This is a genomic window from Clavibacter sp. A6099 (assembly GCF_021919125.1).
Lineage (GTDB): Bacteria > Actinomycetota > Actinomycetes > Actinomycetales > Microbacteriaceae > Clavibacter > Clavibacter seminis.
This window is the reverse complement of the sequence record NZ_CP083439.1, coordinates 1,123,902-1,148,314: the sequence shown is the minus strand read 5'-3', so window position 1 is coordinate 1,148,314 and position 24,413 is coordinate 1,123,902. Positions and strand designations below refer to the sequence as shown.

20 protein-coding genes are annotated in these 24,413 nt (G+C 75.6%); 9 read left to right on the top strand and 11 right to left on the bottom strand.

Annotated elements, in window-relative coordinates:
* Positions 1–2 precede the first annotated feature (2 nt).
* Entirely contained in the window at positions 3–683 is a 681-nt protein-coding gene (mtrA, locus tag KYT88_RS05435) for an MtrAB system response regulator MtrA (protein WP_012037735.1), read from the bottom strand.
* Positions 684–794: 111 nt separating this feature from the next.
* On the opposite strand from mtrA, the gene KYT88_RS05430 reads away from it, so the two are divergent.
* The 5 genes from KYT88_RS05430 to KYT88_RS05410 are packed head-to-tail and all read left to right on the top strand — an operon-like array spanning position 795 to position 6,247.
* Positions 795–2,030 (top strand): DUF7847 domain-containing protein, encoded by a 1,236-nt coding sequence (locus KYT88_RS05430; RefSeq protein WP_043584661.1) that lies wholly within the window; start codon positions 795–797, stop codon positions 2,028–2,030.
* Positions 2,027–2,716: a DUF4129 domain-containing protein gene (locus tag KYT88_RS05425; protein WP_237583802.1), complete on the top strand. Its 690-nt coding sequence runs from the start codon at positions 2,027–2,029 to the stop codon at positions 2,714–2,716. The genes KYT88_RS05430 and KYT88_RS05425 overlap by 4 nt, the downstream gene beginning before the upstream one ends.
* Complete coding sequence (locus tag KYT88_RS05420) at positions 2,713–3,975, top strand: DUF4350 domain-containing protein (RefSeq protein ID WP_043584659.1); 1,263 nt, start codon at positions 2,713–2,715, stop codon at positions 3,973–3,975. The genes KYT88_RS05425 and KYT88_RS05420 overlap by 4 nt, the downstream gene beginning before the upstream one ends.
* Positions 3,972–4,925 (top strand): AAA family ATPase, encoded by a 954-nt coding sequence (locus tag KYT88_RS05415; RefSeq protein ID WP_043584657.1) that lies wholly within the window; start codon positions 3,972–3,974, stop codon positions 4,923–4,925. The genes KYT88_RS05420 and KYT88_RS05415 overlap by 4 nt, the downstream gene beginning before the upstream one ends.
* A gap of 14 nt (positions 4,926–4,939) precedes the next feature.
* Complete coding sequence (locus tag KYT88_RS05410; protein ID WP_043584656.1) at positions 4,940–6,247, top strand: DUF58 domain-containing protein; 1,308 nt, start codon at positions 4,940–4,942, stop codon at positions 6,245–6,247.
* Positions 6,248–6,271: 24 nt separating this feature from the next.
* On the opposite strand, the gene KYT88_RS05405 is transcribed toward KYT88_RS05410, so the two are convergent.
* The gene (locus KYT88_RS05405; RefSeq protein ID WP_043584655.1) at positions 6,272–6,913 is read right to left on the bottom strand and encodes a TetR/AcrR family transcriptional regulator; all 642 of its coding nucleotides are present in this window, start codon (positions 6,911–6,913) and stop codon (positions 6,272–6,274) included.
* 216 nt (positions 6,914–7,129) lie between these two features.
* Here KYT88_RS05405 and KYT88_RS05400 point away from each other — a divergent pair, with 216 nt between their 5' ends.
* Both KYT88_RS05400 and KYT88_RS05395 read left to right on the top strand, forming a co-directional pair.
* Entirely contained in the window at positions 7,130–8,305 is a 1,176-nt protein-coding gene (locus tag KYT88_RS05400) for an MFS transporter (RefSeq protein ID WP_237583801.1), read from the top strand.
* A 53-nt stretch (positions 8,306–8,358) separates the two neighbouring features.
* A complete protein-coding gene (locus KYT88_RS05395) occupies positions 8,359–10,845 on the top strand; it encodes a beta-glucosidase H (RefSeq protein ID WP_043584651.1) in 2,487 nt (828 codons plus the stop codon).
* Positions 10,846–10,897: 52 nt separating this feature from the next.
* Here KYT88_RS05395 and KYT88_RS05390 read toward each other — a convergent pair whose 3' ends face one another.
* A complete protein-coding gene (locus KYT88_RS05390; RefSeq protein WP_043584649.1) occupies positions 10,898–11,893 on the bottom strand; it encodes a stage II sporulation protein M in 996 nt (331 codons plus the stop codon).
* Positions 11,894–11,909: 16 nt separating this feature from the next.
* Between KYT88_RS05390 and KYT88_RS05385 the strand changes: the two genes are divergently transcribed.
* A complete protein-coding gene (locus KYT88_RS05385) occupies positions 11,910–12,779 on the top strand; it encodes an RDD family protein (protein WP_043584647.1) in 870 nt (289 codons plus the stop codon).
* An 86-nt stretch (positions 12,780–12,865) separates the two neighbouring features.
* On the opposite strand, the gene ahcY is transcribed toward KYT88_RS05385, so the two are convergent.
* The 6 genes from ahcY to KYT88_RS05355 form a co-directional block, all read right to left on the bottom strand.
* Positions 12,866–14,350 carry an adenosylhomocysteinase gene (ahcY, locus tag KYT88_RS05380; RefSeq protein ID WP_043584645.1) on the bottom strand — a complete coding sequence of 495 codons (1,485 nt, stop codon included), beginning with the start codon at positions 14,348–14,350 and terminating at the stop codon, positions 12,866–12,868.
* A 62-nt stretch (positions 14,351–14,412) separates the two neighbouring features.
* Positions 14,413–16,869, bottom strand: coding sequence for a heavy metal translocating P-type ATPase (locus KYT88_RS05375; protein WP_237583800.1), 2,457 nt, complete (start codon positions 16,867–16,869; stop codon positions 14,413–14,415).
* Position 16,870: 1 nt separating this feature from the next.
* The gene (locus KYT88_RS05370) at positions 16,871–17,086 is read right to left on the bottom strand and encodes a heavy-metal-associated domain-containing protein (RefSeq protein WP_043584641.1); all 216 of its coding nucleotides are present in this window, start codon (positions 17,084–17,086) and stop codon (positions 16,871–16,873) included.
* 56 nt (positions 17,087–17,142) lie between these two features.
* Complete coding sequence (locus KYT88_RS05365; RefSeq protein ID WP_015489737.1) at positions 17,143–17,424, bottom strand: metal-sensitive transcriptional regulator; 282 nt, start codon at positions 17,422–17,424, stop codon at positions 17,143–17,145.
* A gap of 142 nt (positions 17,425–17,566) precedes the next feature.
* The gene (locus KYT88_RS05360; protein WP_043584639.1) at positions 17,567–18,994 is read right to left on the bottom strand and encodes a phosphomannomutase/phosphoglucomutase; all 1,428 of its coding nucleotides are present in this window, start codon (positions 18,992–18,994) and stop codon (positions 17,567–17,569) included.
* Between the two features lie 2 nt (positions 18,995–18,996).
* On the bottom strand, positions 18,997–19,212 hold the full coding sequence (locus tag KYT88_RS05355; RefSeq protein ID WP_012037719.1) for a DUF3499 family protein: 216 nt from the start codon (positions 19,210–19,212) through the stop codon (positions 18,997–18,999).
* 45 nt (positions 19,213–19,257) lie between these two features.
* Between KYT88_RS05355 and KYT88_RS05350 the strand changes: the two genes are divergently transcribed.
* On the top strand, positions 19,258–19,701 hold the full coding sequence (locus KYT88_RS05350; RefSeq protein ID WP_043584637.1) for a metallopeptidase family protein: 444 nt from the start codon (positions 19,258–19,260) through the stop codon (positions 19,699–19,701).
* Between the two features lie 91 nt (positions 19,702–19,792).
* Here KYT88_RS05350 and KYT88_RS05345 read toward each other — a convergent pair whose 3' ends face one another.
* Both KYT88_RS05345 and KYT88_RS05340 read right to left on the bottom strand, forming a co-directional pair.
* Positions 19,793–21,310, bottom strand: coding sequence for a DUF5719 family protein (locus KYT88_RS05345; RefSeq protein ID WP_043584635.1), 1,518 nt, complete (start codon positions 21,308–21,310; stop codon positions 19,793–19,795).
* Entirely contained in the window at positions 21,297–24,374 is a 3,078-nt protein-coding gene (locus tag KYT88_RS05340; protein WP_043584633.1) for a glycosyltransferase family 2 protein, read from the bottom strand. The genes KYT88_RS05345 and KYT88_RS05340 overlap by 14 nt, the downstream gene beginning before the upstream one ends.
* Positions 24,375–24,413 lie beyond the last annotated feature (39 nt).

Sequence of the window (24,413 nt, the reverse complement as noted above, 5' to 3'; positions counted from 1 at the left end):
GGCTAGGCCGCTGCCCCCGCGCGATAGCCGACGCCGCGGACGGTCATGACGATGCGCGGGTTGTCCGGGTCGTCCTCGACCTTCGCGCGCAGGCGCTGCACGTGGACGTTGACGAGGCGCGTGTCCGCCTTGTACTGGTAGCCCCAGACCTGCTCGAGCAGCATCTCGCGCGTGAAGACCTGCTGCGGCCGGCTGGCGAGCGCGTGCAGGAGGTCGAACTCGAGGGGCGTGAGGTTGATCCGCTCCTCGCCGCGGCGCACCTCGTGACCCTCGACGTCGACGACGAGGTCGCCGACCTGGAGGAGCCCGGGCGACGCGGCGGCCGCGGGGCGCAGGCGCGTGCGGATGCGGGCGACGAGCTCCTTGGGGTTGAAGGGCTTGACGATGTAGTCGTCGGCGCCGGACTCCAGGCCCTTGACGACGTCGGCCGTGTCGGACTTCGCCGTGAGCATGATGATGGGGACGCCGGACTCGGCGCGGATGAGGTCGCACACCTGGATGCCGTCGAGGCCGGGGAGCATGAGGTCGAGGAGCACCAGGTCGGGCTTCGCGTCGTGGAACGCGGCGAGCGCCTGGCCGCCGTCCCCGCAGAAGGAGGGCTCGAAGCCCTCGGTGCGCAGGACGATGCCGATCATCTCGGCGAGCGCGGTGTCGTCGTCGACCACCAGGATCCGTGCTGTCATCTGAAGGTGTTCCCTGCCTCGTAGGCCCCCAGGGTAGCCGGTGGATCAGCCGGATCGGCCGGGCACCACCGGCGCGGGACTTCGCGCGCGGCCTGTGGGAGGCTGGCGAGCGTGACCGATGACCAGAGCTGGCAGGCCCCGGGCGGCGCACCGTCCGGTCACGGAGGGTCCCCGGATCCGGATCGCGCGGACGCGGGACACCAGGCACCGCCGCCGCCCCCGCCCGCCGGCGGCTTCCCGCCGCCGCCCGGCTGGGGTGCCGCGCCCGGCTGGACCCCGCCGCCGAAGCCCGGCCTGCTGCCGCTGCGCCCGATGGGCCTCGGCGCGATCCTCGCCGGCTCGTTCCAGACGCTGCGCCGGAACCCGGGTGCCACGGTCGGCAGCGCCCTGCTGATCCAGGGGCTGGTCGGCGTGGTGACCCTCGTGATCGTGGGCGGCGTCACCGGGTTCGTCGTCACGCGCATCCTCTCGGCCCGCGAGGCGGACCAAGGGCCGCTCATCGCCGGCGGCGTCGCGGCGGTCGTGATCGCCGCCGTCGTCACCCTCGTGCTGTCGATCGTCGCGTCGGCGTTCCTCCAGGGCGTCGTCGCGAGCGAGGTGGCGCGCGGCACGCTCGGGGAGCGGCTGCGGATGCGCGCGCTGTGGCGGCTCGCCCGCCCGCGGATCGTGCCCCTCGTGCTGTGGAGCCTCTCCCTCACGGCCACGTGGACTCTCGTGTTCGCGGTGCTCGCCGGCATCGTCGCGCTGCTGGTGCTCGCCGGGGGCGCCGGCATCGCCGTGGGGATCATCGTCGGCGTGCTCGGCGTGATGGGCCTCGTGGTCGTCGCGGCCTGGGTCTCCACGCGCCTCGCCCTCGTGCCGAGCGCCATCGTGATCGAGCGGCTCCGGCCGCTGGCGGCGGCCCGGCGGTCGTGGTCGCTCACGATCGGCTCGTTCTGGCGCGTCCTCGGCATCCTGCTGCTCACGTCGGTGATCGTGTCCACAGCCGCGAACGTGGTGACGGTGCCGCTGACGCTGCTGACCTCCATCCTGCAGACGGTGCTCTTCCCGAACGGGGAGCTCGACTTCCAGACGTTCGACGCCTCGGTCGTCTTCTACATCGGCGCGCAGCTGCTCTCGCTCGTGGTGAGCGTGGTCGTGGGGAGCATCGGCGCGGTCGTCACGTCCGCGAACGCGGCCATCCTCTACATCGACCTGCGGATGCGGCGCGAGGGGCTCGACCTCGAGCTCGCGCGCTTCGCCGAGGAGCGCGCGGCCGGCGCTGAGTCCGCGACCGGGGCGGGCGCGCGGGACCCGTACGCGGCGCCCGCGGCCGGCGCGACCGCCGCCGGTCCGGGACGCGCGTGATCGTCTCCCTCCCCCTCCTCGCCGCTGCCGCGCGCGCGGCAGCGGTCCCGCTGGATCCCGACGCCGACGACGCGCGCCGTCTCCTCCTCGACGAGCTCGCGAAGCCGGAGTACGAGGCTGCGCGGCCCAACGCCCTCGACCTGGCGGCGCAGGCGGTGGGCGACTGGATCGCCGGGCTCCTCGGCGGGGCGGGCGGCGGCCTCGCGGACCTCGCGCCCGTGGTGATCGGGGCGCTCGTCCTCGCGGTCGTCGTGGTGGCGTTCCTCGTCTTCGGGGTGCCACGCCGAGACCGCAGGCGGGCGGCCGCGCGCGGAGACGGCCTGTTCGGATCCGACGACCGCCGCTCGGCCGAGGAGCTGCGGCGCGCGGCCGAGGCGTCGAGGCGGGCGGGCGACCTCGCGGCGGCCGCCTCCGACCTCTTCCGAGCCATCGCGCGCGAGCAGGCCGAGCGCACGATCGTGGCCGTGGATCCGGGCACCACGGCCCGCGGGTTCGCCCGGCGCGCGGGGTCCGCGCACCCGGACCACGCGGCCCGCCTCGTCGTCGCCGCCGACGACTTCGACGCCGTCCGCTACCTCGGCCGCCCGGGGTCCGAGGAGATGCTCGACAGGCTCACCGCGCTCGACCGCGACCTGCGCACGGCCGTGCCCGTGCTGCACGAGCCCGTGGGCGCGGGTCCCCGGTGAGCGCGCCCGCGGAGGCAGCCGCACGGGCAGCGCTCGCGACGGCCGAGACCCGGACGCCCCGGCAGGCGCTCCGCCGGGCCGGGACGTGGATCGCGCTGGCCGCCCTCGCCGTCGTCGTCGCGCTGGCCTCGCTCGCGGTGTCCGGCGCCGCACGGCAGGGCGACGCGCTCGCGCCCGACAACCCGGCGCCCGGCGGCACGCAGGCGCTCGCCCGCGTGCTCCAGGGCCAGGGCGTCGAGGTCACGCTCGCATCGACGCTCGCCGAGGCGCGGGCGGCCGTCGGGGACGGCGACGACGCGACGCTCGTGCTCGGCGCGACCTCCGACCGGCTCGACGACGAGCGGCTCGCGGAGGTAGGCCGCCTCTCCACGCGGACGGTGCTGCTCGCCCCCGACTTCCGGACGCTGCAGGCCATCGCGCCCGACGTCGCGGCGGGCGGCGCGGCCGAGTCCGCCGACCGGGCGCTCGACGCCGCGTGCGCGCTGCCCGCCGCCGCGGCCGCGGGATCCGTGCCCGACGACGCCCCCGTGTTCCGCTACCTCGGCGACGACGCGTCGGCCGCCGTCGCGTGCTTCCCCGACGACACCGGCGATGCGTTCGCGCTCCTCCGGGTGCCGGCGCCGCTCGCGCCAGGCGGCACCGTGACCGTGCTCGGCGCGGATCCGATCCTCACGAACGACCGCATCGCCGAGCAGGGATCCGCCGCCCTCGCGCTGGGCGTGCTCGGCGAACGGCCCCGGCTCGTCTGGTACACGCCGTCGCCCGACGACGCCGCGACGGACGCGCCGCCCACGCTCGGCGAGCTGACGCCCGGGTGGGTGACCCCGGCGATCCTCCTGCTGGGCGCCGCCGCCCTCGCCGCCGCCGTGTGGCGCGGCCGCCGATTCGGCCCGCTCGTGGTGGAGCGGCTGCCCGTCGTGGTGCGCGCCGACGAGACCGCGGAGGGCCGCGCCCGGCTCTACCAGCGAGCGGATGCGCGCGGGCACGCCCTCGACGCGCTGCGCGTCGGCACCGTCGACCGGATCGCGTCGACGCTCGCGCTCGGCCGCCTGGCATCCGTCGACGACGTCGTCGCCGCGTCCGCCGCCGCGCTCCGCGAGGACCCCGCGGGGATCCGCGCCCTGCTCCTCGACGACGACCCCCGGACCGATCGCGACCTCGTCGCCCTCGCCGGGCGCCTCGCCGACCTCGAGCGCCGGGTCGCCCGCGCCGCCGACCCCGCAGACCCCACCGACCCGACCAGGAGAATGGATCCATGACCGACGACCTCCGCACCAGCCTGCTCGCCGTCCGGACCGAGGTCGGGAAGGCCGTCGTCGGGCAGGACGGCGCCGTGACCGGCATGATCATCGCCCTCCTCGCGCGCGGCCACGTCCTCCTCGAGGGCGTGCCCGGCGTCGCGAAGACGCTGCTCGTCCGCGCGCTCAGCGAGGCGCTCCGCCTCGACACCGCGCGCGTGCAGTTCACGCCCGACCTCATGCCGGGCGACATCACCGGATCGCTCGTCTACGACTCCCGCGAGGGCGCGTTCTCGTTCCGGCGCGGGCCGGTGTTCACGAGCATCCTGCTGGCCGACGAGATCAACCGCACGCCGCCGAAGACCCAGTCGGCGCTGCTCGAGGCGATGGAGGAGCGGCAGGTCACGGTCGACGGCGAGAGCCACCCGCTGCCGGATCCCTTCCTCGTCGCGGCCACGCAGAACCCCGTCGAGTACGAGGGCACGTACACGCTGCCCGAGGCGCAGCTCGACCGCTTCCTGCTGAAGCTCGTGCTCGACCTGCCCGAGCGCGAGGCAGAGGTCGAGGTGCTCCGCCGGCACTCGACCGGCTTCGACCCGCGCGACCTCCACGCGGCGGGCGTCCGGCCGGTGCTCGACGCCGACGGCCTCCGCCGCGCGCAGGCGGCCGTGCGCGAGGTGCGCGTCGGCGCCGACGTGCTCGCGTACATGGTCGACCTCGCGCGGGCGACGCGCCGCTCGCCGTCGGTGCAGCTCGGGGTGTCGCCGCGCGGATCCACGAGCCTCCTGGCCGCGAGCCGCGCCTGGGCGTGGTTGAGCGGCTTCGACGCCGTGACGCCCGACCACGTGCAGGAGATGGTGCTGCCCGTGCTCCGCCACCGCATCGCGCTGCGGCCGGAGGCGGAGCTCGAGGGCGTCTCCGTCGACGCCGTGCTCCGCGGCGTCATGGCGCAGGTGCAGGTGCCGATCTAGTGGCGCGCCGCTAGATGGCCCTCACCGGCCGCACGGTCGCGCTCCTCCTCCTGGGGATCGCGCCGCTCGTCGCGCTCGGCGACGGGTCGGACGCGGCGTACGCGCTCCTCGCGGGCTGGATCCTCCTGGTCGCCCTGCTCGTCGCGACCGACCTCGCGCTGGCCGCGAGCCCCCGGGCGGTCGCGCTCGAGCGGAGCCTGCCCGCCAGGATCCGCCTCGACGAGACCGGCGAGAGCGCGCTGCTCGTGACCAACCGCGGGTCCCGCACGCTGCGTGGCGTGGTGCGCGACGCCTGGCAGCCGTCCGCGGGTCCGTCCTCCACGCGCGACCGGGTGCGGATCCCCGCCGGCGAGCGCCGCGCGATCCGCCTCACCCTCACGCCCACGCGCCGCGGCGAGCGCCGCACCGAGCGCGTGACGATCCGCGCGCACGGCCCGCTCGGCCTCGCCGCGCGCCAGGCGACGCTCCTCTCCCCCGGCGCGGTCCGCGTCCTCCCGCCCTTCCGCTCGCGCCGCCACCTGCCCTCGCGCCTCGCCCGCATGCGCGAGCTCGACGGCCGCACCGCGCTCATGGTGCGCGGCCAGGGCACCGAGTTCGACAGCCTGCGCGACTACGTGCGCGGCGACGACGTGCGGTCCATCGACTGGCGCGCGACCGCCCGGCGGCAGGACGTCGTCGTCCGCACCTGGCGGCCCGAGCGCGACAGGCGCGTGGTGCTGGTGCTCGACACGGGACGCACGGCCGCGGGCCGGATCCGCGACGAGACCCGGCTCGACACCGCGTTCGAGGCGTCGCTGCTGCTGGCGGCGCTCGCCACGCGCTCGGGCGACCGGGTGGACATGGTCGCGCACGACCGACGCGTCCGCGCGCGCGTGCGGGCCGGAGCAGGCGGCGACGTCGTCTCGCGCATGGTCGACGCGCTCGCACCCGTGGATCCCGAGCTGCTCGAGACGGACTGGACCGCGGTGCCCGCGCTCGTGCGCCGCATCGTCTCGCAGCGCTCGCTCGTGGTGCTGCTCACCGCCATCGACTCCCCCGGGAGCTCGCGGGCGCTGCTGCAGGTCCTGCCGCAGCTGACGCGGACGCACCACGTGCTGGTCGCCGCGGTCGTGGATCCCGGCCTCGCCGAGCGCGCCGCCGATCGCTCGGGCCGCGCCGCCGTCTACCGCGCCGCCGCGGCCGAGCGCGCGCTCCTCGACGTGGCGCGCGTGGAGGCGGCGGTGCGGCGGCTCGGGGCGGACGTGGTCACGGGCGCGCCCGCCGACCTGCCGCCCGCGCTGGCCGACCGCTACATCCGGCTGAAGGCGACCGGGCGGCTCTGAGGCGGCTGCCGGTGCCGCCGCCGATCACGCGGTCGCGGTCGCCGCGGCCGGATCCGCCGACGGCAGCGGGAGCACCCCGCCGCTGAGCGCGCGGATCGTCCGCTCGAGCGCGGCCCGCATGTCGATCTCCGGCCGGTAGCTCCACTGCAGCTGGAGGCCGTCGCTCACGGCGACGGCGACGCGGGCGAACGAGTCGGGGTCGAATCCGGCGGGCAGCTCGACGTCCAGCGCGCGCACCTGGTCGGCGACGGCGCCGACGACGCGGGCGTAGCGGCCGGCGATGTACGCGTGCGCCGGGTGCTCCGCGCCCGCGGCGTCGACGACGAGGCGGGAGTAGAGCGCGACGAGGCCGGGCGTCTCGGCGTTGTGCGAGCTCGCCCGGAGGAGCATGCCGACCATGTCCGTGGGATCCCGATCCGGCATCGCCTCCCGGAAGTCGGCGACCGAGTGGGCGTCGCGCTCCTCGAGCACGGCGGCGATGAGCGCCTCGCGCGACTCGAAGTAGTGCAGGACGCCCGCCTTGCTGATGCCCACCGCGTCGGCGATCTCCTGCAGCGACGACGCGGAGTAGCCGCGCTCGGCGATCAAGGCCAGGGCGGCCTCGAGGATCTCGCGGCGCCGGGCCGCTCCCTTGGCGTACCGGCGCGGGCCCTCGTCGACTGCCATGGCACGACCCTAGCGATCCGCGAGGGCCCTAAATACCTACCGCAGGTCGGTTTCGCGTGCTACCGTCATGCCGATCCCGCCGACGAGGGCGGGCAGGAACCTGGAGGCACCGTGGCCGACGCAGTCCGAGATCAGCACACCGAGGGCGCGTCGCGCGCCCGCAGCGGACAGCCGGACGGTGCGCGCCCACCCGGATCTCGCCGGGCCGAGATCGGCATGCCCATCGCACTGCTCGGCCTCTTCGTGGCCCTGCTCCCGCCGATCATCGTGTCGCTCGCGCTCAAGGTCGCCGAGGTCGCGCCGGACGACACGGCCGGCACCCTCAGCCTCGTGCTCGGCCTCGGCGCGCTCGTCGCCCTGGTCGTGAACCCGCTCGCCGGCCGCCTCTCCGACCGCACGCCCGGCCGCTTCGGCATGCGCCGCCCGTGGATCATCGGCGGCGTCGTCCTCGGGTACGGCGCGCTCATCCTCCTCACGCAGGCCACCACCGTGCTCGCGCTCGTGGGCGCGTGGATGCTCGTGCAGGGCTGCTTCAACGCCGCCATCGCCGCGCTCATCGCCGTCATGGCCGACTCCGCCCGCCCGCGCAACCGCGGTCGGGTCGCGGCGGCCATCGGCGTCGCCCAGAACGGCTCGCTCGTGGTCGGCACCTTCATCGTGCAGCTGTTCACGACCACGACGCAGCAGGTGCTCGTGCCCGGCGCGGTCGGCGTCGCCGTGGTCGTCGTCTTCGCGCTCGTCTTCCGCGACCGCGTGCTCACCGAGCGCCCGACCACCCGCCTCAGCGTGCGGGAGCTCCTCGGATCGTTCGTGTTCGACCCGCGCCGCAACCCCGACTTCGGCTGGGCCTGGCTCATGCGCTTCCTCCTCACGGCCAGCGCCGTGACCGCCACGAACTACCTCGCCTTCTACCTCATCGACGACCTCGGCGTCGCGCAGGCCGACGTCGCCAACGCGGTCTTCGTCTCGACGCTCTTCAACGTGATCGGCGTCGTCTCCACCACGTTCGTGGCCGGCTGGCTGAGCGACCGGCTCGGCCGTCGCAAGGTGTTCGTGGCCGCCGCGGCGCTCGTCGCCGTGATCGGCCTCGTGATCCTCGCTCTCGCGCCGAGCCTCGCCGTCGTCTACGTCGCGCAGCTCGTCATCGGCGCGGGCATCGGCTCGTTCTACGCGGTCGACCTCGCGCTCATCACCGACGTGCTGCCGAGCGACGCCGACAACGGCAAGGACCTCGGCGTCGTCAACATCGCGCAGGCGCTGCCGCAGTCGCTCGTGCCGACGGCCGCGAGCGGCGTGGTGGGGATCGCCGGCTACCCCGGCCTATTCCTCGCGGGCGCCGCCGCCGGCCTCCTCGGCGCGGTCGCCGCGTTCCGCGTGAAGGGCGTCCGATGACCGCGCAGCACGAGCAGGATCGACCAGACGCCGACGTCACCCGAGGAGCACCCATGGACCCGCACGAGAAGACCCCGCAGGACACCACCCCGCTCGACCCCGCCACCGCCCGCCTCGAGGAGCTGGCCGCGCGCCTCACCCTCGAGCAGAAGGTGCAGCTGATCACCGGCCGCGACTTCTGGACCACCTGGCCCATGGAGGGGATCGGCCTCCGCCGCATGCTCGTCTCCGACGGCCCGAGCGGCGTGCGCGGCGAGGTCTGGGACGAGCGCTCGCCGTCGCTCAACCTGCCGTCCGCGTCCGCGCTGTCGTCCAGCTGGGACACCGGGATCGCCGCCCGCTACGGCCGCGCGTCCGCCGTCGAGGCGCGCCGCAAGGGCGTCGACGTCGTGCTCGGCCCGACCATCAACCTGCACCGCTCCCCCTACGGCGGGCGGCACTTCGAGGCCTTCAGCGAGGATCCGCTGCTCACCGCCGACCTCGCCGCCGCCTACGTGCGCGGCGTGCAGGAGAACGGCGTGGGCGCCACCCCCAAGCACTACGTCGCCAACGAGTACGAGACCGACCGCTTCACGGCCGACAGCGTCGTCTCCGAGCGGGCGCTGCGCGAGCTGTACCTCGCCGCGTTCGAGAAGGCCGTCGTCGAGTCACGCGCCTGGCTCGTGATGAGCTCCTACAACTCCATCAACGGCACGACCTCGACCGAGAACGACCTGCTCGAGACGCCGCTCAACTCCGAGTGGGGCTTCGACGGCGTCGTCGTCAGCGACTGGACGGGCGTCCGCAGCGTGGACGCCGCGCGCGCGTCGCAGGACCTGGAGATGCCCGGCCCGGTCGGCGCGTGGGGCGACGCGCTCCTCGAGGCCGTCCGCGACGGCCGCGTGCCGGAGTCCGACCTCGACCGCAAGGTGGTGCGCCTGCTGCGCCTCGCCGCCCGCGTCGGCGCGCTCGAGGGCTTCGACGCCGTCGTGCCCGCGCCCGTCGAGGTCGAGGACGGCGTCGCGTTCGCGCGCACGGCCGCCGCGGCAGGCACCGTGCTCGTCCGCAACGAGGACGCCGCCCTGCCGCTCGACGCGTCCGCGCTCCGCTCCGTCGCGGTCATCGGGCACAACGCCGTCGAGGCGCGCACGCAGGGCGGCGGCAGCGCGACCGTCATCCCGGAGCACGTGGTCACGCCGCTCGACGGGATCCGCGCCGCCCTCGGCGACGGCGTCGACGTGCGCTACGCCCGCGGCGCGGTGGTGCAGAAGGGGATCCAGGAGCTCCCGCTCGCGGAGATCCGGAACCCCCGCACGGGCGAGCCCGGAGCCCTCGTGCGCTTCCTCGACGCCGACGGCGGCGAGATGTTCACGGAGGACCGCCGGGCGACGACGCTCATGTACTTCGGCGGCGACGCGCCCACGGGCACCGCGGCCGTCATCGAGATCACGACCCGCTGGACGCCGGCGGAGACGGGCGAGGTGCTGTTCGGCTTCAGCGCCACCGGCCGCGGCCGCGTCCACGCCGACGGCGAGCTGCTCCGCGAGGACGGCGCCGCACCCGTGGGCATGGACCTCGGCGCGAGCCTCATGTCGCCGCCCTCGATCTCCGCGCCGCTCCAGGCGACCGCCGGTCGGCCGGTGGATCTGAAGGTCGAGTTCGAGCTGACCAGCGCACCCGGCGGCCTCGCGGGCATCCTCGGGATCACGGTGGGCCTCGAGGCCGACGAGTCCGAGCCCGAGCGCCTCCTCGACGAGGCCGTCGAGGCCGCGACCGGCGCGGACGTCGCGATCGTCGTCGTCGGCACCAACGCCCAGGTCGAGTCCGAGGGCTTCGACCGCGAGACGCTCGCGCTCCCCGGCCGCCAGGACGAGCTGGTGCGCCGCGTCGCCGCCGCGAACCCGCGCACGATCGTGGTCGTCAACTCCGGATCCCCCGTGCTCCTCCCCTGGCGCGACGACGTCAGCGCCCTGCTCCTCGCGTGGTTCGGCGGCCAGGAGTTCGGCGGCGCCCTCGCCGACGTGCTGTTCGGCGCCGTCGAGCCGGGCGGACGCCTCCCCACGACCTGGCCCGCCACCGAGGAGGACGTCCCCGTCCGCTCCGTCACGCCGGTCGACGGGAAGGTGGTCTACGACGAGGGGATCCACGTCGGCTACCGCGCGTGGCTCCGCTCGGGCGCGACCCCCGCGTACCCGTTCGGCCACGGCCTCGGCTACACGACGCACGAGATCGACGACCTGCGCGTCGCCGAGGACGGCGCGGGCGGGATCACCGCGACCGTCCGCGTGACCGACACGGGCGACCGCGCCGGCAAGCAGGTCGTGCAGGCCTACCTGTCGCGCGCGGGATCCGCGGTCGACCGGCCGGTGCGCTGGCTCGCGGGCTTCGCGTCCGTCGAGCTCGCCGCCGGCGCGTCCGCCGAGGTGGACGTCGCGGTCGGCGCCCGGGCCTTCGCGCACTGGGACGGCGGCTGGCAGCGCGAGCCCGGCGCCTTCCGCCTGCACGTCGGCACGTCGGTGACGGCGACGCCGCTGGAGGCCGAGGTGGATCCGGCGGCCTGACCCGCTCCCCGGCACGACCCGCGAGGCGGGCGGTCGACGGATCCGGACGGGCTCAGCCCGCGACGATCCGCCGGCCGCCCGCCTCGAACTCGTCGAGGTCGCCCGTCGCGCCCGCGCGCACCGCCCGGCCGCCGACGACCACCATGTAGAAGAGGAACGCCCCGAGCGCGGCGGCACCGATCGCGATCTTGAGCGGCACGGGCCACGGCTGCGGTGTCACGAAGCCCTCGATGATGCCGGACACCAGCAGCACGAGCACGAGCCCCATGGCCACCGTGATGAGCGCGCGCCCGTCCTCGGCGAGCGCCTGGCCGCGCGTGCGGGCACCGGGTGCGATCCATGCCCACGAGATGCGGAGGCCCGCGGCGGCCGCGACGAAGATCGCCGTCAGCTCCAGCAGGCCGTGCGGGAGGATGTAGGAGAAGAACGTGCCGCCCTCGCCGTAGGAGAACATCACGGCGGTCGTCGTGCCGAGGCCCTGCGCGTTCTGCAGGATCACGTACGGCACCCACAGGCCCGTGATCCCGAAGGCGACGCACTGCGCGGCGATCCACGCGTTGTTCGTCCAGACCTGGCCCGTGAACGAGGCCGCCGGGTTCTCGCTGTAGTAGTCGATGAAGTCGTCCTCCACGTACTTCCGCAGGTCGGCGTCGCTGCCGAGGCTCGCGATCATCGAGGGGTCGCGGAGGATCCACGTGGCGTAGAGCGCGACGATCGCGACGGTGACGAGGGCGACGGCCAGCGTCAGCCAGCGGATCCGGTACAGGGCCGCCGGCAGGTCGACAGCGAAGAACGCGGGGATGCGCGACGCGACGTTCGTGCTCTGGCCGGTGAAGCGCATGCGGGCCCGCGAGAGCGCGACCGAGAGCCGGTCGCCCTGCGCGGTGGATCCGGCCGCCGCCTGGATCGCGGACAGCTCGGCCGCGCCCGCCTGGTACCGGTCGACGAGCTCGTCGGCGTCGGGTCCGCTGAGCCGGCGCCGGCCGGCGAGGCGGGCGAGCCGGTCCCAGTCGTCCCGGCGGGCGGCGGTGTAGGCGTCGAGGTCCATCTGCTTGACTATATGCATGGCGGCAGCCGACGCGCACGACCCGATGCTCTCGGACGGTCCCGACGCGCTCGTGGTCGGCGAGGCCGTCGCCCTCGACGTCCGTCCCGCGGGCTTCGTGCTGCGGGCCGCCGGCGCAGCCATCGACGTGATCGCCTCCCTGGTCGTCGGCCTCCTGCTCGTGCTCCTCATCGGCCGGCTCGCCGCGGCGGGACTCCTCGACGATGCATCGAGCGCCGCATGCGCCATCGCCGCCGTCGTGCTCGCCATCGTCGTCCTGCCCGTGGTGGTCGAGGTCGCGTCGCGCGGCCGGTCGCTCGGGCGGTGGGCCGTCGGCGCGCGCATCGTGCGGGCGGACGGCGGCGGCATCGGCCTCCGGCACGCGGTCGCCCGGGCCCTCGTCGGGATCCTCGAGATCTACCTCACGTTCGGCGGGCTCGCCGCGCTCGTGGGCCTCCTCAGCCCGCGCGCCCAGCGCCTCGGCGACCTCGTGGCCGGCACCCGCTCGCAGCACGAGCGCGTGCCCGCGTATCCCGCTCCCCTGCCGCCCGTGCCGCCGCACCTCGTCGCGTGGGCGTCCGAGGCCGACGTCGGCCGTCTGCCGGACGCGCTCGGCCGTCGCCTCGCCCGGTTCCTCACGCAGCGCGAGGCCATGACCCCGGCCTCCCGCGCGCGCCTCGCCGCGGAGCTCGCGAACGAGGCGGCGGTGCACGTGTCGCCGCTGCCGGCCGCGGATCCCGAGTCCTTCGTCACGGCCGTCGGCGCGGTCCGGCGCGAGCGCGAGCACCGCGCGCTGATGCTCGAGCGGGACCGCATGGCGTCGCTCGAGCCGATCCTCGCGGGGCTGCCGCACGGGTTCCCGGCGCGCGGCGGATCCACTCCCGGCTGACCCGCGCGCGACACCGCCCGCAGCCCGCACGCGCCGCCGCCCGCCCCCGCTGAGGGGACGGGCGGCGTCGGCGTGAGCGTCGCGGATCAGTACCGGTAGTGGTCCACCTTGTAGGGCCCCTCGACGGGCACGCCGATGTAGGCGGCCTGCTCGGGGCGGAGCTCCGTGAGCTCCACTCCGAGCGCGTCGAGGTGCAGCCGCGCGACCTTCTCGTCGAGGTGCTTCGGCAGCACGTACACGCCGATCGGGTACTGCTCGTTGCGCACCCACAGCTCGATCTGCGCGAGCACCTGGTTCGTGAACGAGTTGCTCATCACGAACGACGGGTGGCCGGTCGCGTTGCCGAGGTTCATCAGGCGGCCCTCGGACAGCACGAGCACGCTGCGGCCCGACGGCAGGCGCCACTCGTGCACCTGCGGCTTGATCTCGACCTTCTCCACGCCCGGGAGGCGCTCGAGGCCGGCCATGTCGATCTCGTTGTCGAAGTGCCCGACGTTGGCGATGATGGCCTGGTGCTTCATGCGCTGGATGTCGTCCACGCGCACGACGTCGACGTTGCCCGTGCCGGTGACCAGGATGTCGACCGTCTCGATGACCGAGGAGAGCTTCGCGACCTGGTAGCCGTCCATCGCCGCCTGCAGCGCGCAGATCGGGTCGACCTCGGAGACGATGACGCGCGCGCCCTGGCCGCGCAGCGCCTCGGCCGCGCCCTTGCCCACGTCGCCGTAGCCGACGACGAACGCGACCTTGCCGCCGATGAGCACGTCGGTGGCGCGGTTGAGGCCGTCGGGCAGGGAGTGGCGGATGCCGTACTTGTTGTCGAACTTGCTCTTGGTGACCGAGTCGTTGACGTTGATCGCCGGGAACAGCAGCTCGCCGTCGCGCGCCAGCTCGTACAGGCGGTGGACGCCCGTGGTGGTCTCCTCGGTGACGCCCTGGATGTCGGCGGCGCGGCGGGTCCAGCGGTCGGAGGACGCGGCGAGGCTGCGGCGGAGCGTGTCGAGGATGACGCGGTACTCGTGGCTGGCGTCCTCGGGCGTCTCGGGCACGACACCCGCGAGCTCGTACTCGCGGCCCTTGTGCACCAGGAGGGAGGCGTCGCCGCCGTCGTCGAGGATCATGTTCGGGCCCGTCCAGTCGGCGCCCGCGGCCTGGGCCTCGCCCGACCAGTCGAAGATCTGCTCGGTGCACCACCAGTACTCCTCGAGCGTCTCGCCCTTCCAGGCGAAGACCGGCACGCCCGCGGGCGCCTCCGGGGTGCCCGCGCCGACCGCGACGGCGGCCGCAGCCTCGTCCTGCGTGGAGAAGATGTTGCAGCTCGCCCAGCGCACCTGCGCGCCGAGGGCCGTGAGGGTCTCGATGAGCACGGCCGTCTGCACGGTCATGTGGATGGATCCGGCGATGCGCGCGCCCGCGAGCGGCTGCGACGCGCCGAACTCCTCGCGGAGGGCCATGAGGCCCGGCATCTCGTTCTCGGCGAGGCGGATCTGGTGGCGTCCGGACTCCGCGAGGGAGAGGTCGGCGACGCGGAAGGGCAGAGCGGTGGACGTGGCTTCCGGGAGCAGGGTCATGCCCCCAGTCTCGCATCCGACGCGTGACGCCCGGCCGTGGATGACGGCCGGGCGCGAGCCCGCTACCGGAAGGAGCGCAGGCGCAGGCTGTTCGTGACGACGAACACCGACGAGAGCGCCATCGCCAGGCCCGCGACCAGGGGGTTGAGGAGACCGAGCATGGCGACCGGGATCGCGGCCGCGTTGTACGCGAAGGCCCAGAACAGGTTGCCGCGGATCGTGCTGAGCGTGCGCCGCGCGAGCCGCACGGCGTCGGCGACGAGCACGAGGTCGCCGCGGACGATCGTGATGTCGCCCGCCTCGATGGCCGCGTCGGTGCCCGTGCCCATCGCGATCCCGAGGTCGGCCTGCGCCAGCGCGGCGGCGTCGTTCACGCCGTCGCCGACCATCGCGACGACGCGGCCCTCGGCCTGCAGGCGGCGCACGGCGTCGAGCTTGCCCTCGGGGAGGACGCCCGCGATCACCTCCTCCATGCCGACCTCGGCGGCGACGCGGTGCGCGGCGCCCGCGGTGTCGCCCGTGAGGAGGACGGGACGGAGACCGAGCGCGCGCAGGCGGCGGACGGCCTCGGCGCTCGTGGGCTTGACGGTGTCGGCGACGGCGAGGATCCCGCGGACGGCCCCATCCCACGCGACGGCGACGACGGTGGATCCGGCAGTCTCGGCCTCGCGCAGCGCCGCCGCGAGCGCCGCGTCGGGCTTCGCGGACCAGGCGTCGGCGAGCCACGACGGCCGCCCGACGGCGACCGCGCGCCCGTCGACCACGCCGTGGACGCCGAGGCCCGGAGTGGCGACGAAGCCCTCGACGGCGGGCAGGGATCCGGCGCCCGCGGCCTCGACGACCGCCCGCGCGACCGGGTGCTCCGACCGCGCCTCGAGGGCGGCGGCGACGCGCAGGAGCTCGTCGGCGTCGACGTCCGCCGCGGGCACGGCCCGCACGAGCGACATGACGCCCGTGGTGACGGTGCCGGTCTTGTCGAGCAGCACGGTGTCGATGCGCCGGGTCGACTCCAGGACCTCGGGGCCCGTGATGAGGATCCCGAGCTGCGCGCCGCGCCCGGTGCCCACGAGGAGCGCGGTCGGCGTCGCGAGGCCGAGGGCGCACGGGCACGCGATGATCAGGGTCGCCACCGCCGCGGTGAACGCGGCCTCGGGCGGGAACCCGAGCAGCAGCCAGCCGACGAGCGTGCCGACGGCGAGCACGAGCACGACCGGCACGAAGACGGCGGAGACGCGGTCGGCGAGGCGCTGGATCCGGGCCTTGCCGGTCTGGGCCTCCTCCACGAGCGCGGCCATGCGGGCGAGGCGGGTCTCCTCCCCCACGCGCGTGGCGCGCACGAGCAGGCGTCCGCCGGCGTTCAGGGTGGCGCCCGTGACGTCGTCGCCTGGCCCGGCCTCCACGGGCAGCGACTCGCCCGTGAGGAGCGAGCGGTCGACCGCGCTGACGCCGTCGACGACCACGCCGTCGGTCGCGATGCGCTCGCCCGGCCGCACGACGAACTCCTCGCCGACGCGCAGGTCGCGGATGGGGATCCGCCGCTCGACTCCGTCGCGCATGACCGCGACGTCCTTCGCGGCGAGGTCGAGGAGCGCCGCGAGGGCGGCACCGGACGCGCGGGCGGCCCGCGCCTCCAGGTAGCGGCCGCCGAGGAGGAAGACGGTGACGGCGGCGGCGACCTCGAGGTAGACGTCGCCGGATCCGCCGCCCGGATCCTGGACGAGGCTCATGGTCATGCGCATGCCGGGCTCGCCCGCGTCGCCGAGGAAGAGCGCGTACAGGGACCAGAGGAAGGCGGCCGCGACGCCGATGCTCACGAGCGTGTCCATGCCGACGCCGCCGTGGCGCGCGCTGACGGCCGCGGACCGGTGGAACGGCCACGCGCCCCACACCGCGACGGGCGCGGCGAGCGCGAGGGACAGCCACTGCCAGTCGTCGAACTGGAGCGCCGGGATCATCGCCATGAGGAAGACGGGGGCGGTGAGGGCCGCGGAGACGACGAGGCGCTGGCGCAGCGCGAGCTCGTCGGCGTCGGGGCGGCGGGCCGCGACGGCGTCACGGGCGGCGGGCGCCGCCGCGGGCTCGGGCGAGGGGGCGGATGCCGGATCCGCCGCGCCGGCGTCGGACGCGGCCGGGCGGAGGCGCGGGGCCTCGACCGCGACGGGCGCGCGCTCCGCGGCTGCGGATGCGGATGCGGCCGAGCCCGGAGCGGACGCGACGTCCGCCGCCCCGCTCCCCCACCCGGCCCGCTCGGACGCGCGGTACCCCGTGCGCTCGATGGTGCGGATGGCGTCCTCGACGCTCGTGCCCGCGGGCAGCCGCACGCGCGCGCGGTGCGTGGCGTAGTTGACGGCGGCCTCGACCCCGGGCATCCGGCCGAGCTTCCGCTCGATGCGCATCGCGCACGATGCGCACGTCATGCCCTGCACGTCGAGGTCGACGCGCGTCAGCACGCCGCCCTCCTCTGACCGGGCGGCGACGGGATCCCCGGCGGGCGCGGATCCGGATGCGGGGTCGGTCATGTCAGAGCCCCGCGACGTACCCGGCCTCGTCGACCGCGGCGCGCACGGCGGCGGGGTCGAGCGGCGCATCGCTCTCGACGGTGACGGTGGATTCGCCGCCCACGACGAGGTCGACGGCCACGGACGCGACGCCCGGCAGCTCGCCGACCTCCTCGGTGACGCTCGCGACGCAGTGCTCGCAGGTCATGCCGGTGACGGGGAAGGTCGTGGTGCTCATGGGGTCTCCTTCGTGTCGTGCGATGTCGATGGATGCGGCGGCGGCGGTCGGGCGGATCAGGACCGGACGAGCCGCGCGATGGCCGCGGAGGCCTCGCGCACCTTGTCGTCCGCGACCTGGCCGCCCTCGCGCGCCGCCTCCGCGAGGCAGTGGGCGAGGTGGTCGTCGAGCAGCTTCAGCGCCACGGTCTCCATGGCGCGCGTGACGGCGGAGACCTGCGTGAGCACGTCGATGCAGTACGTGTCGGACTCGACCATGCGCTCGATCCCGCGCACCTGCCCCTCCGCGCGCCGCAGCCGCTTGAGGATGTCGTCCTTGCCTTCGCTGTACCCGACCATGGCGGCCACCTCCCGTTCCGTCCATGGTACCCCCGAGGGGTATCCCTGCATACCCCCTGGGGGTGTGGATCAGGCGGGGCGGACACGACGACGCCGCGTCCCTCGGGAGGGACGCGGCGTCGTGGTGGTGCGGGACTGGGGATCAGGCCCCGCGGATCAGCCCCAGGAGCTCGTCGCGGAGGGCGGCCATCTTGGCCTCGGTCGACGCCTCGACGTTCAGGCGCAGGAGCGGCTCGGTGTTCGACGGGCGGACGCTGAACCACCAGAAGGATCCGTCGTCGCCGACCGGGCCGTCGACCGTGAGGCCGTCGAGCTCGTCGAACTCGCCGCGGCCGCGGAAGGCCTCGACGATGCGCTCGTAGGCGGCGGGCACGTCGTCGACCGTGCTGTTGATCTCGCCCGACAGCGCGTACGGCGTGTAGCGCGCGGAGAGGTCGGACATGAGGCCGTCGGTCTGGCCGAACTCCGCGAGCAGGTGCATCGCGGCGAGCATGCCGTTGTCGGCGCCCCAGAAGTCGCGGAAGTAGTAGTGCGCGGAGTGCTCGCCGCCGAAGACGGCGCCGGTGGCGGCCATCTGGTCCTTGATGAGCGAGTGGCCGACGCGCGTGCGGACGGCCGTGGCGCCCGCGGCCTCGATGGTCTCGGGGACGATGCGCGAGGTGATCAGGTTGTGCAGCACCGTGACGTCCTCATCCGGCGACTGCGCCTTCACGCGCGAGATCTCGCGGAGCGCCACGATCGCCGCGACGGCGCTGGGCGTGACCGCCTGGCCCTTCTCGTCCACGACGAAGCAGCGGTCCGCGTCGCCGTCGAAGGCGAGGCCGAGGTCGGCGCCGTGCTCGACGACCGCCTTCTGCAGGTCGACGAGGTTCGCCGGCTCGAGCGGGTTCGCCTCGTGGTTCGGGAAGGTGCCGTCGAGCTCGAAGTACAGGGGGATGATCTCGATGGGCAGCTCGGACAGGCCGGCCGCGGTGCCGAGCACGGCCGGGACGGTCATGCCGCCCATGCCGTTGCCCGCGTCGACCACGACGCGCAGCGGGCGGATGCCGGAGAGGTCGACCAGCTGGCGCAGGTAGCCCGCGTAGTCGGCGAGCACGTCGCGCTCGCGCACCTGGCCCGCGGGCTCCACCGCGGCGATGCCGTCGGCCAGGAAGCCGATGGCGCGGTCGCGGATGGCGCCGAGGCCCGTGTCGAGGCTGATGCCCTGGGCGCCCGCGCGGGAGAACTTGAGGCCGTTGTAGGTGGCCGGGTTGTGGCTCGCGGTGAACATGACCGCGGGGGCGTCGAGGGATCCCGACGCGAAGTAGGTCTCGTCCGTGGAGCACAGCCCGATGAGGAGCACGTTGCCGCCGCGGGCCGTCGCGCCCCGGGCGAACGCCTGCGCGAAGGACGGCGAGGAGTCGCGCATGTCGTGGCCCACGATGATCTCGCGCCCGGCCGCGCCGAGCTCGTCGACGAAGCCGGCACCGAGGGCGGTGACCAGCTCCTCGGTGAGCTGGCTCCCGACGAGACCTCGCACGTCGTAGGTCTTCACGATGGCGGTCAGCGTCTCGGCGGGAGTCGTCGTCATGCTCAGGAACCTACCTCACCGAGCACCCCGTGCCGGACGATCTGCCAGCCCTGCGGGGCCGAGAGACGGGCGGCGTGGCGGTCGCAGAGGTCGTAGCTGTGCGGCTCGGAGTCGTGGCTGAGGGGACCGAGGACGGCCATGGAGTCCGCGTAGACGTAGGTGAGGGTGGTCGTGGCGCCGCCGGTGCAGCCGACGCGGGAGCAGGGCCTGTTCGTCATGTCGGGCCCACACTACCGCCGACCCCGGGGCCGTACGATGGGGCCATGCCACGATCGCGCCGCCGGGGAGGCCACGTCTCGATCCGGGGCTCCTGGCGGGATCGGCACGGCCGCGGCCTCCGCTCCCCCGTCACCGGCCCGGAGCTGCCGGTGCTGCGCACGCGCGCCGACGTCTTCGACCAGACCGTCGCGTCCGCCGCCGAGTACCTCCGCGGCCTCTGGCCCGACGAGCTCGACCGGGTCTCGTTCGAGGTCGCCGCGCTGCCCGCCCGCAACAGCGAGCGGGACGGCATCGACCGCTGGAGCGTGCTCGCCGACGAGCGCCGCGTCATCTTCTACCGGCTCCCCATCGAGCGCCTGGCGCACCTGCACGAGGAGGACGAGTACCACCAGCGGGCGCTCGTCGAGGGCTGCGTGTACCGCGCGGTGGCCGAGCTGCTCGGCAAGGACCCGTGGGACCTCGCCCCCGACAGGTACGACCCGCACTGACGGCGGATCCCGAACGGGCGTCAGGCGTCCGCCCGGGCGGCCATGCCGCTGTTCCGGGCGGACGGATGCCCGGCGTCAGCGCCTCGCGGCGTCAGGGGTGGACGCGCAGCGGGTCCGCGGCCGGGAGCACCGGCACGACGGGCAGCGCCGCGGATCGCCCGGGCTCGGCGAGGGTCACGGTCGCGGTGAGGCCGGCGGAGCCCTCGAGCAGGTACGTGCGCCCGGCCTCCACGGCGGCGGAGACCTCGGATCCCGCGGGGACGTCGAGCGTGACGGCCGCCGCGCCGTCCGTCGGGCGCGCGGTGACGGAGGCCGCCTGGTCGCCGGCGTTCCGCAGGTGCAGGAGCGGCGCGGGGCCGGCGGGCACCGACACGAGGGCGTCGCGCGAGAGCGCCCCCGCGGACGGGAGCCAGGCGAAGTCGGTCGCGCCGCCCTCCGCCGCGCCGGACACGCTGCGCACGGCCGCCGTGACGGGCGCCGAGCTCTGCACGGTGACCGAGTAGCGGCCGTCGGAGAGGGCGGAGACGGGCACGTCGATCGTGCGGCCCGCGTCGGCCTGCAGCGTGAACGTGGTCCCCGTGCCGTCCGTGCCCTCCTCGGGGGCGACGCTGACGCTGACGTCGGCGTCCTCGGATCCGGGGACGACGATGCGAACGGCCGTCACGAGGTCGGGGTCGGCGCCGCCGTCCGAGCCGGCGCCGGGGGCGGCTCCGCCCTCTTCCGCAGGGGGCGCGTCCCCGCCCTCGACGGGCGCGACGGGCGCCGCCTGCGAGTCGATGCGGAGGCCGGTCATGGTGAGCGCGGTGGACGGGGCGGCGGCCGGGCCGATCCAGTCGACGCCGCCCGCGAGGAGCCCGCGGACCGTGCTCTGCTCGAGCCGGGCGACGACCTGGCCGCCGCGGCTCTGGACGTGCACGGCCGGGGAGGAGAGGTCGGGGGCGAGGCCCGCGAGGCTGAGCACGCGGCGGCCGCCGGCCGGCACGGAGATGCCGCTGGCGCCGGGGGCGCTGACGGCGCCCTCCTCGCCCGTGATGGCGAGGTCGACGGTGGAGGAGACGCCGGACGGGTTGTCCAGCACGACGAACGTGGTGCGGCCGGTGGTCGTCGCGCCGCCCACGAGCCACGCGTCGGCGGTGGCCTCGGAGCACGACGTGGCGGCGAGCCCCGCGATGTCGCCCTCCGTCGCGATCTCGGACGCCGCGCCCGCGAGGTCGGTCGGGGCGTCGTCGACGGCGCCCGCGACGGCGAGGACGGACGGCGCGCTCGACGCCCCGCCCTGCACCTCGGGGGCCTGGATGCGCGAGGTGCGGACGGCCGGGGCCGCGCCGGTCGACCCGGTCGCGGCGGATCCGCTCGTCACGGCGGCGCTCCCCACGGCGACCGCGGTGGTCGATGACGTCGCGTCCGCCGCGGGCGGACGGAGGAGCGAGCCGGGGCAGACGCGCTGCTGGTCGGTCACGACGGGGGTCACGAGGACCGAGGGGGCGCTCGCGTCACCCGAGGCGGGCGGGAGCAGCAGCGCGCCCGTCACCACGACCCCGAGCACGGCGACGCCGACGATCCCGGTGGTCACGCGCGTCGCGATGCGCACGGCGTCACGCCTGGCCATCTGTCCTCCTGCGGTCGTCGTCGGCGCCGCGGGGGCGGTCGTCGTCCCGGTCGGCGGCCGGCGCGGGCACGACGTCGTCGCGCTCCCCGTCGTCGCCGGCGCGGCGCTCCCCCGCCTGGCGGATGTCGCCGAAGGACGCGGCCTCCACGGCCTCGCCGGTCGGCTCGTCGATGTACGCGGGGGTGCCGCGGTCGTCGTGGGCGGGCCGCGGCTCCTCGGCATCCGCCGGACGCGCGTCGGCGGCGGCGGCGGGCTCGCGGTAGGCCGGCAGCGGGCGGCTGCGCGCCGCGAGGCCGCCGGTGGGGATCGCGAGGAGCAGGGTGAGCGCGAACACGAGCGCCTGCGCCGCGAGCACGCCCGCGCGCCCCGGGTCGTCGAGGTTGCCGGGTCCGGCGGTCTGGGCGACGAGGTCGTCGCTGCCCACGAAGCGCCAGAGGAGCCCGGCCTCGGTCTGCCCGACGGCCGTGAAGACCGGGTCGTCGTCGAGGGCGGAGCGCGCGCGGTCGTGCACGGCGGCCTCCGCGTCGCCCGCTGGCGCCTCGAGGAGCACGTAGCTCACGCCGAGCGCGCGGAGCTCGTCGGTGGCGTCGAGGCCGGAGCGGGAGGAGACGTTGCCCGCCAGCTCGGCGACGCGCGTCTGCGTGTCGGACAGCGGGCCGATGGTCGAGTCGACCGTGGAGACCTGCTCGAGCGTCCGTCCGGCTCCGCGCTCGACGTCGGCGGAGAGCGATCCGTCATCCGCGGCGCGGAGCACGAGCGTGCCGACGGCGGGATCCGTCGCCGCCTCCGCCACCACGAGGCCGGGGAGCGAGGTGTCGGTGGAGGCGCGCACCGCGGTGGATCCGGCGACCGCGGCCGAGACGAGCGGCACGGCGAGCACGACCAGGGTCACGGCGGCCACGAGACCCGGCACGAGCGAGCGGCGGCCGAGCGTCGCGAAGCCCAGCACGAGGGCGCCGGCGAGTCCCAGCCAGAGCAGGCTGAGGCCGGACCCGGGCCAGACCGCGACGACGTCGGATCCGGTCGACTGCACCACCGTCCGCGCGGCGAGCACCGCGGTCGCGAACCCGAGCACCGTCACGCCGAGCGCGAGGGCCGCGCGGTGCGATCCGCGGAGGAAGAGCGCGGCGATGGCGCCCAGCACGAGCGGCGCGACCAGCACCGCGACCACGACGAGCGGGACGGAGGCGGGGAGGCCGGCGCCGAGGCCGGCGACGAATGCGGACCAGCCGCCGAGGCCGGCCGTCGGGAAGCCCAGCGCGAGGCCGGGCACGTCGGCGGGCGTGAAGCCGGCGGGCACGGCGGGGTCGGCGGCGAGGGCGAGCGGCTGCCCCTGCAGCACGCGGTGCACGACGAGGGGCGCGACGAGGGCGAGCAGCGGCACGGGGATCGTGACGAGCCGTCCGGCACGGCGTCCGGCCCGCACCGTGGCGACGAGCCAGAGCACGAGCACGGCGGGCACGAGCGAGGGGGCGGATGCGCCGACGGCGGCCATGAGGATCCCCGCCACGGCGGACGCGGACCACGAGCGCGGCGCCCGCAGCACCGCGAGCGCGAGCCACGGGAGGAGCAGGTGCGCGAGCACGGCCGGCAGGCGGCCGTCGCCGATCGCGACGAGCAGGGTGGGCGCGAGGGTCCAGACGAGTGCGGCGAGCGCGCGCAGCCAGGCGTTCCGCGTGAGCTGCGCGGCGCAGAGCCACGCGGCGAGGGCGGCGAGCGGCAGGGCGGCCACGAACAGGCCGAGGACGGCGAGCGACGGCTCCCACGCGGTGACGCTGCCGAGCACGGCGAGCACGTAGGCGAAGGGATCGGAGGGGGCGACGGGCCCCGCGCCCGATCCGCGGACCCCGATGCCGACCTGCGCCCACAGCGCGCCGGCGCTCGGGCCGAGCGGCAGGAGCTGCCCGCCGACGAGGGCCGTGCCGGTGAGCCGCGGCAGCCACATGACGGCGGAGAGGAGGAGCGCGGCGAGCACGGTCCACCCACCCCCGGTCGCGAGGAACTCGACGCCGTCGGAGACGCCCATGTGCTCGACGCGGTACTGCTCCCGGGCCAGCGAGCGTCGTCGACGGCCGACCGCGAGCGGCTGGCGCAGGGACGCGATGCTCGACCAGGGCGCCGTCCGGCTGGCGGCGAGCCGGCGGCGGCCGGCGCGGATCCGCCCGGGCGCGACGGCGACCCGCACGGCCGCGCCGATCTCGCCTGGCGCGGCGGTCGGCCGCTTGCGGAGCAGCTGCAGCAGGGCGCGCAGGATGGCGAGCGGCACCAGCGAGAGCCAATGGAACGGGACGGCGGCCGGGGGCGCGTAGACGAGGCGGCGGTGCAGCTGCGCCTGCCTGCGCAGGCGACGGCGCCGTCGACGGGGCGTGCGCTTGCCCAGGAAGGCGGTGCCGGGGGCGGCGTCGCCCGCCGAGGCGACGCGCGCGGCCGGGACGACCACGACGCGGTGTCCCGCGAGGCGCGCGCGGACGCAGAGGTCGAGCGCGTCGTCGATCACGGGCAGCGCGTCGTCGAACCCGCCGAGCTCGTCCCAGAGGCGGTGGCGCACGAGCATGCCGCCCGCGGCGACGCCGAGGACGTCGCTCATGTCGTCGTACTGCGCCTGGTCGAGCTCCACGTCGACGACGGGCACGGCCGCGCCGAGCGTCGTGAGCGTCGTCCCGAGCTCGTGGATGTAGCCGGGGTGGTCCCACTCCATGGTCTTCGGGCCGGCGACCGCGACGCTCGGCGACGCCTCGACCGCGGCGAGCAGGCGCTCGAGCGCGTCGGGCGCCGGCGCGTTGTCGGCCGAGAGCAGCCAGAGCAGCTCGTGGTCGCCCTCGGGCGCGGGGATCACCCGGACGGCCTGGTCGACGGCCTGCCCGAAGGTCATCCGCGCCGGGGCCTGCACCATGCGCGTGGGGTCGGACGCCGCGAGCATGGCGGCGGATCCGTCGCGGGAGCCGAGGTCGACCGCCACCACCTGGTCGGGCCGCCGCGTCTGCGCGGCGAGGGCCTGGAGGGTCCGGTCGAGGAACTGCGCGCCCTCGTGGGCGACGAGGATCGCGGTTACTCGTGGCTGCATGACAGGGGAGACCCTACGTGGTGCGTGGTGGGGATCCGC

Coding starts and splice junctions, on each gene's coding strand:
- KYT88_RS05410 (WP_043584656.1), top strand. CDS start 4,940: ATGGCCCTCACCGGCCGCACGGTCGCGCTCCTCCTCCTGGGGATCGCG.
- KYT88_RS05400 (WP_237583801.1), top strand. CDS start 7,130: ATGCCCATCGCACTGCTCGGCCTCTTCGTGGCCCTGCTCCCGCCGATC.
- KYT88_RS05415 (WP_043584657.1), top strand. CDS start 3,972: ATGACCGACGACCTCCGCACCAGCCTGCTCGCCGTCCGGACCGAGGTC.
- KYT88_RS05365 (WP_015489737.1), bottom strand. CDS start 17,424: ATGGTCGGGTACAGCGAAGGCAAGGACGACATCCTCAAGCGGCTGCGG.
- ahcY (WP_043584645.1), bottom strand. CDS start 14,350: ATGACCCTGCTCCCGGAAGCCACGTCCACCGCTCTGCCCTTCCGCGTC.
- KYT88_RS05385 (WP_043584647.1), top strand. CDS start 11,910: ATGGCGGCAGCCGACGCGCACGACCCGATGCTCTCGGACGGTCCCGAC.
- KYT88_RS05395 (WP_043584651.1), top strand. CDS start 8,359: ATGGACCCGCACGAGAAGACCCCGCAGGACACCACCCCGCTCGACCCC.
- KYT88_RS05355 (WP_012037719.1), bottom strand. CDS start 19,212: ATGACGAACAGGCCCTGCTCCCGCGTCGGCTGCACCGGCGGCGCCACG.
- KYT88_RS05350 (WP_043584637.1), top strand. CDS start 19,258: ATGCCACGATCGCGCCGCCGGGGAGGCCACGTCTCGATCCGGGGCTCC.
- KYT88_RS05375 (WP_237583800.1), bottom strand. CDS start 16,869: ATGACCGACCCCGCATCCGGATCCGCGCCCGCCGGGGATCCCGTCGCC.
- KYT88_RS05390 (WP_043584649.1), bottom strand. CDS start 11,893: ATGGACCTCGACGCCTACACCGCCGCCCGCCGGGACGACTGGGACCGG.
- KYT88_RS05370 (WP_043584641.1), bottom strand. CDS start 17,086: ATGAGCACCACGACCTTCCCCGTCACCGGCATGACCTGCGAGCACTGC.
- KYT88_RS05340 (WP_043584633.1), bottom strand. CDS start 24,374: ATGCAGCCACGAGTAACCGCGATCCTCGTCGCCCACGAGGGCGCGCAG.
- KYT88_RS05360 (WP_043584639.1), bottom strand. CDS start 18,994: ATGACGACGACTCCCGCCGAGACGCTGACCGCCATCGTGAAGACCTAC.
- KYT88_RS05405 (WP_043584655.1), bottom strand. CDS start 6,913: ATGGCAGTCGACGAGGGCCCGCGCCGGTACGCCAAGGGAGCGGCCCGG.
- mtrA (WP_012037735.1), bottom strand. CDS start 683: ATGACAGCACGGATCCTGGTGGTCGACGACGACACCGCGCTCGCCGAG.
- KYT88_RS05345 (WP_043584635.1), bottom strand. CDS start 21,310: ATGGCCAGGCGTGACGCCGTGCGCATCGCGACGCGCGTGACCACCGGG.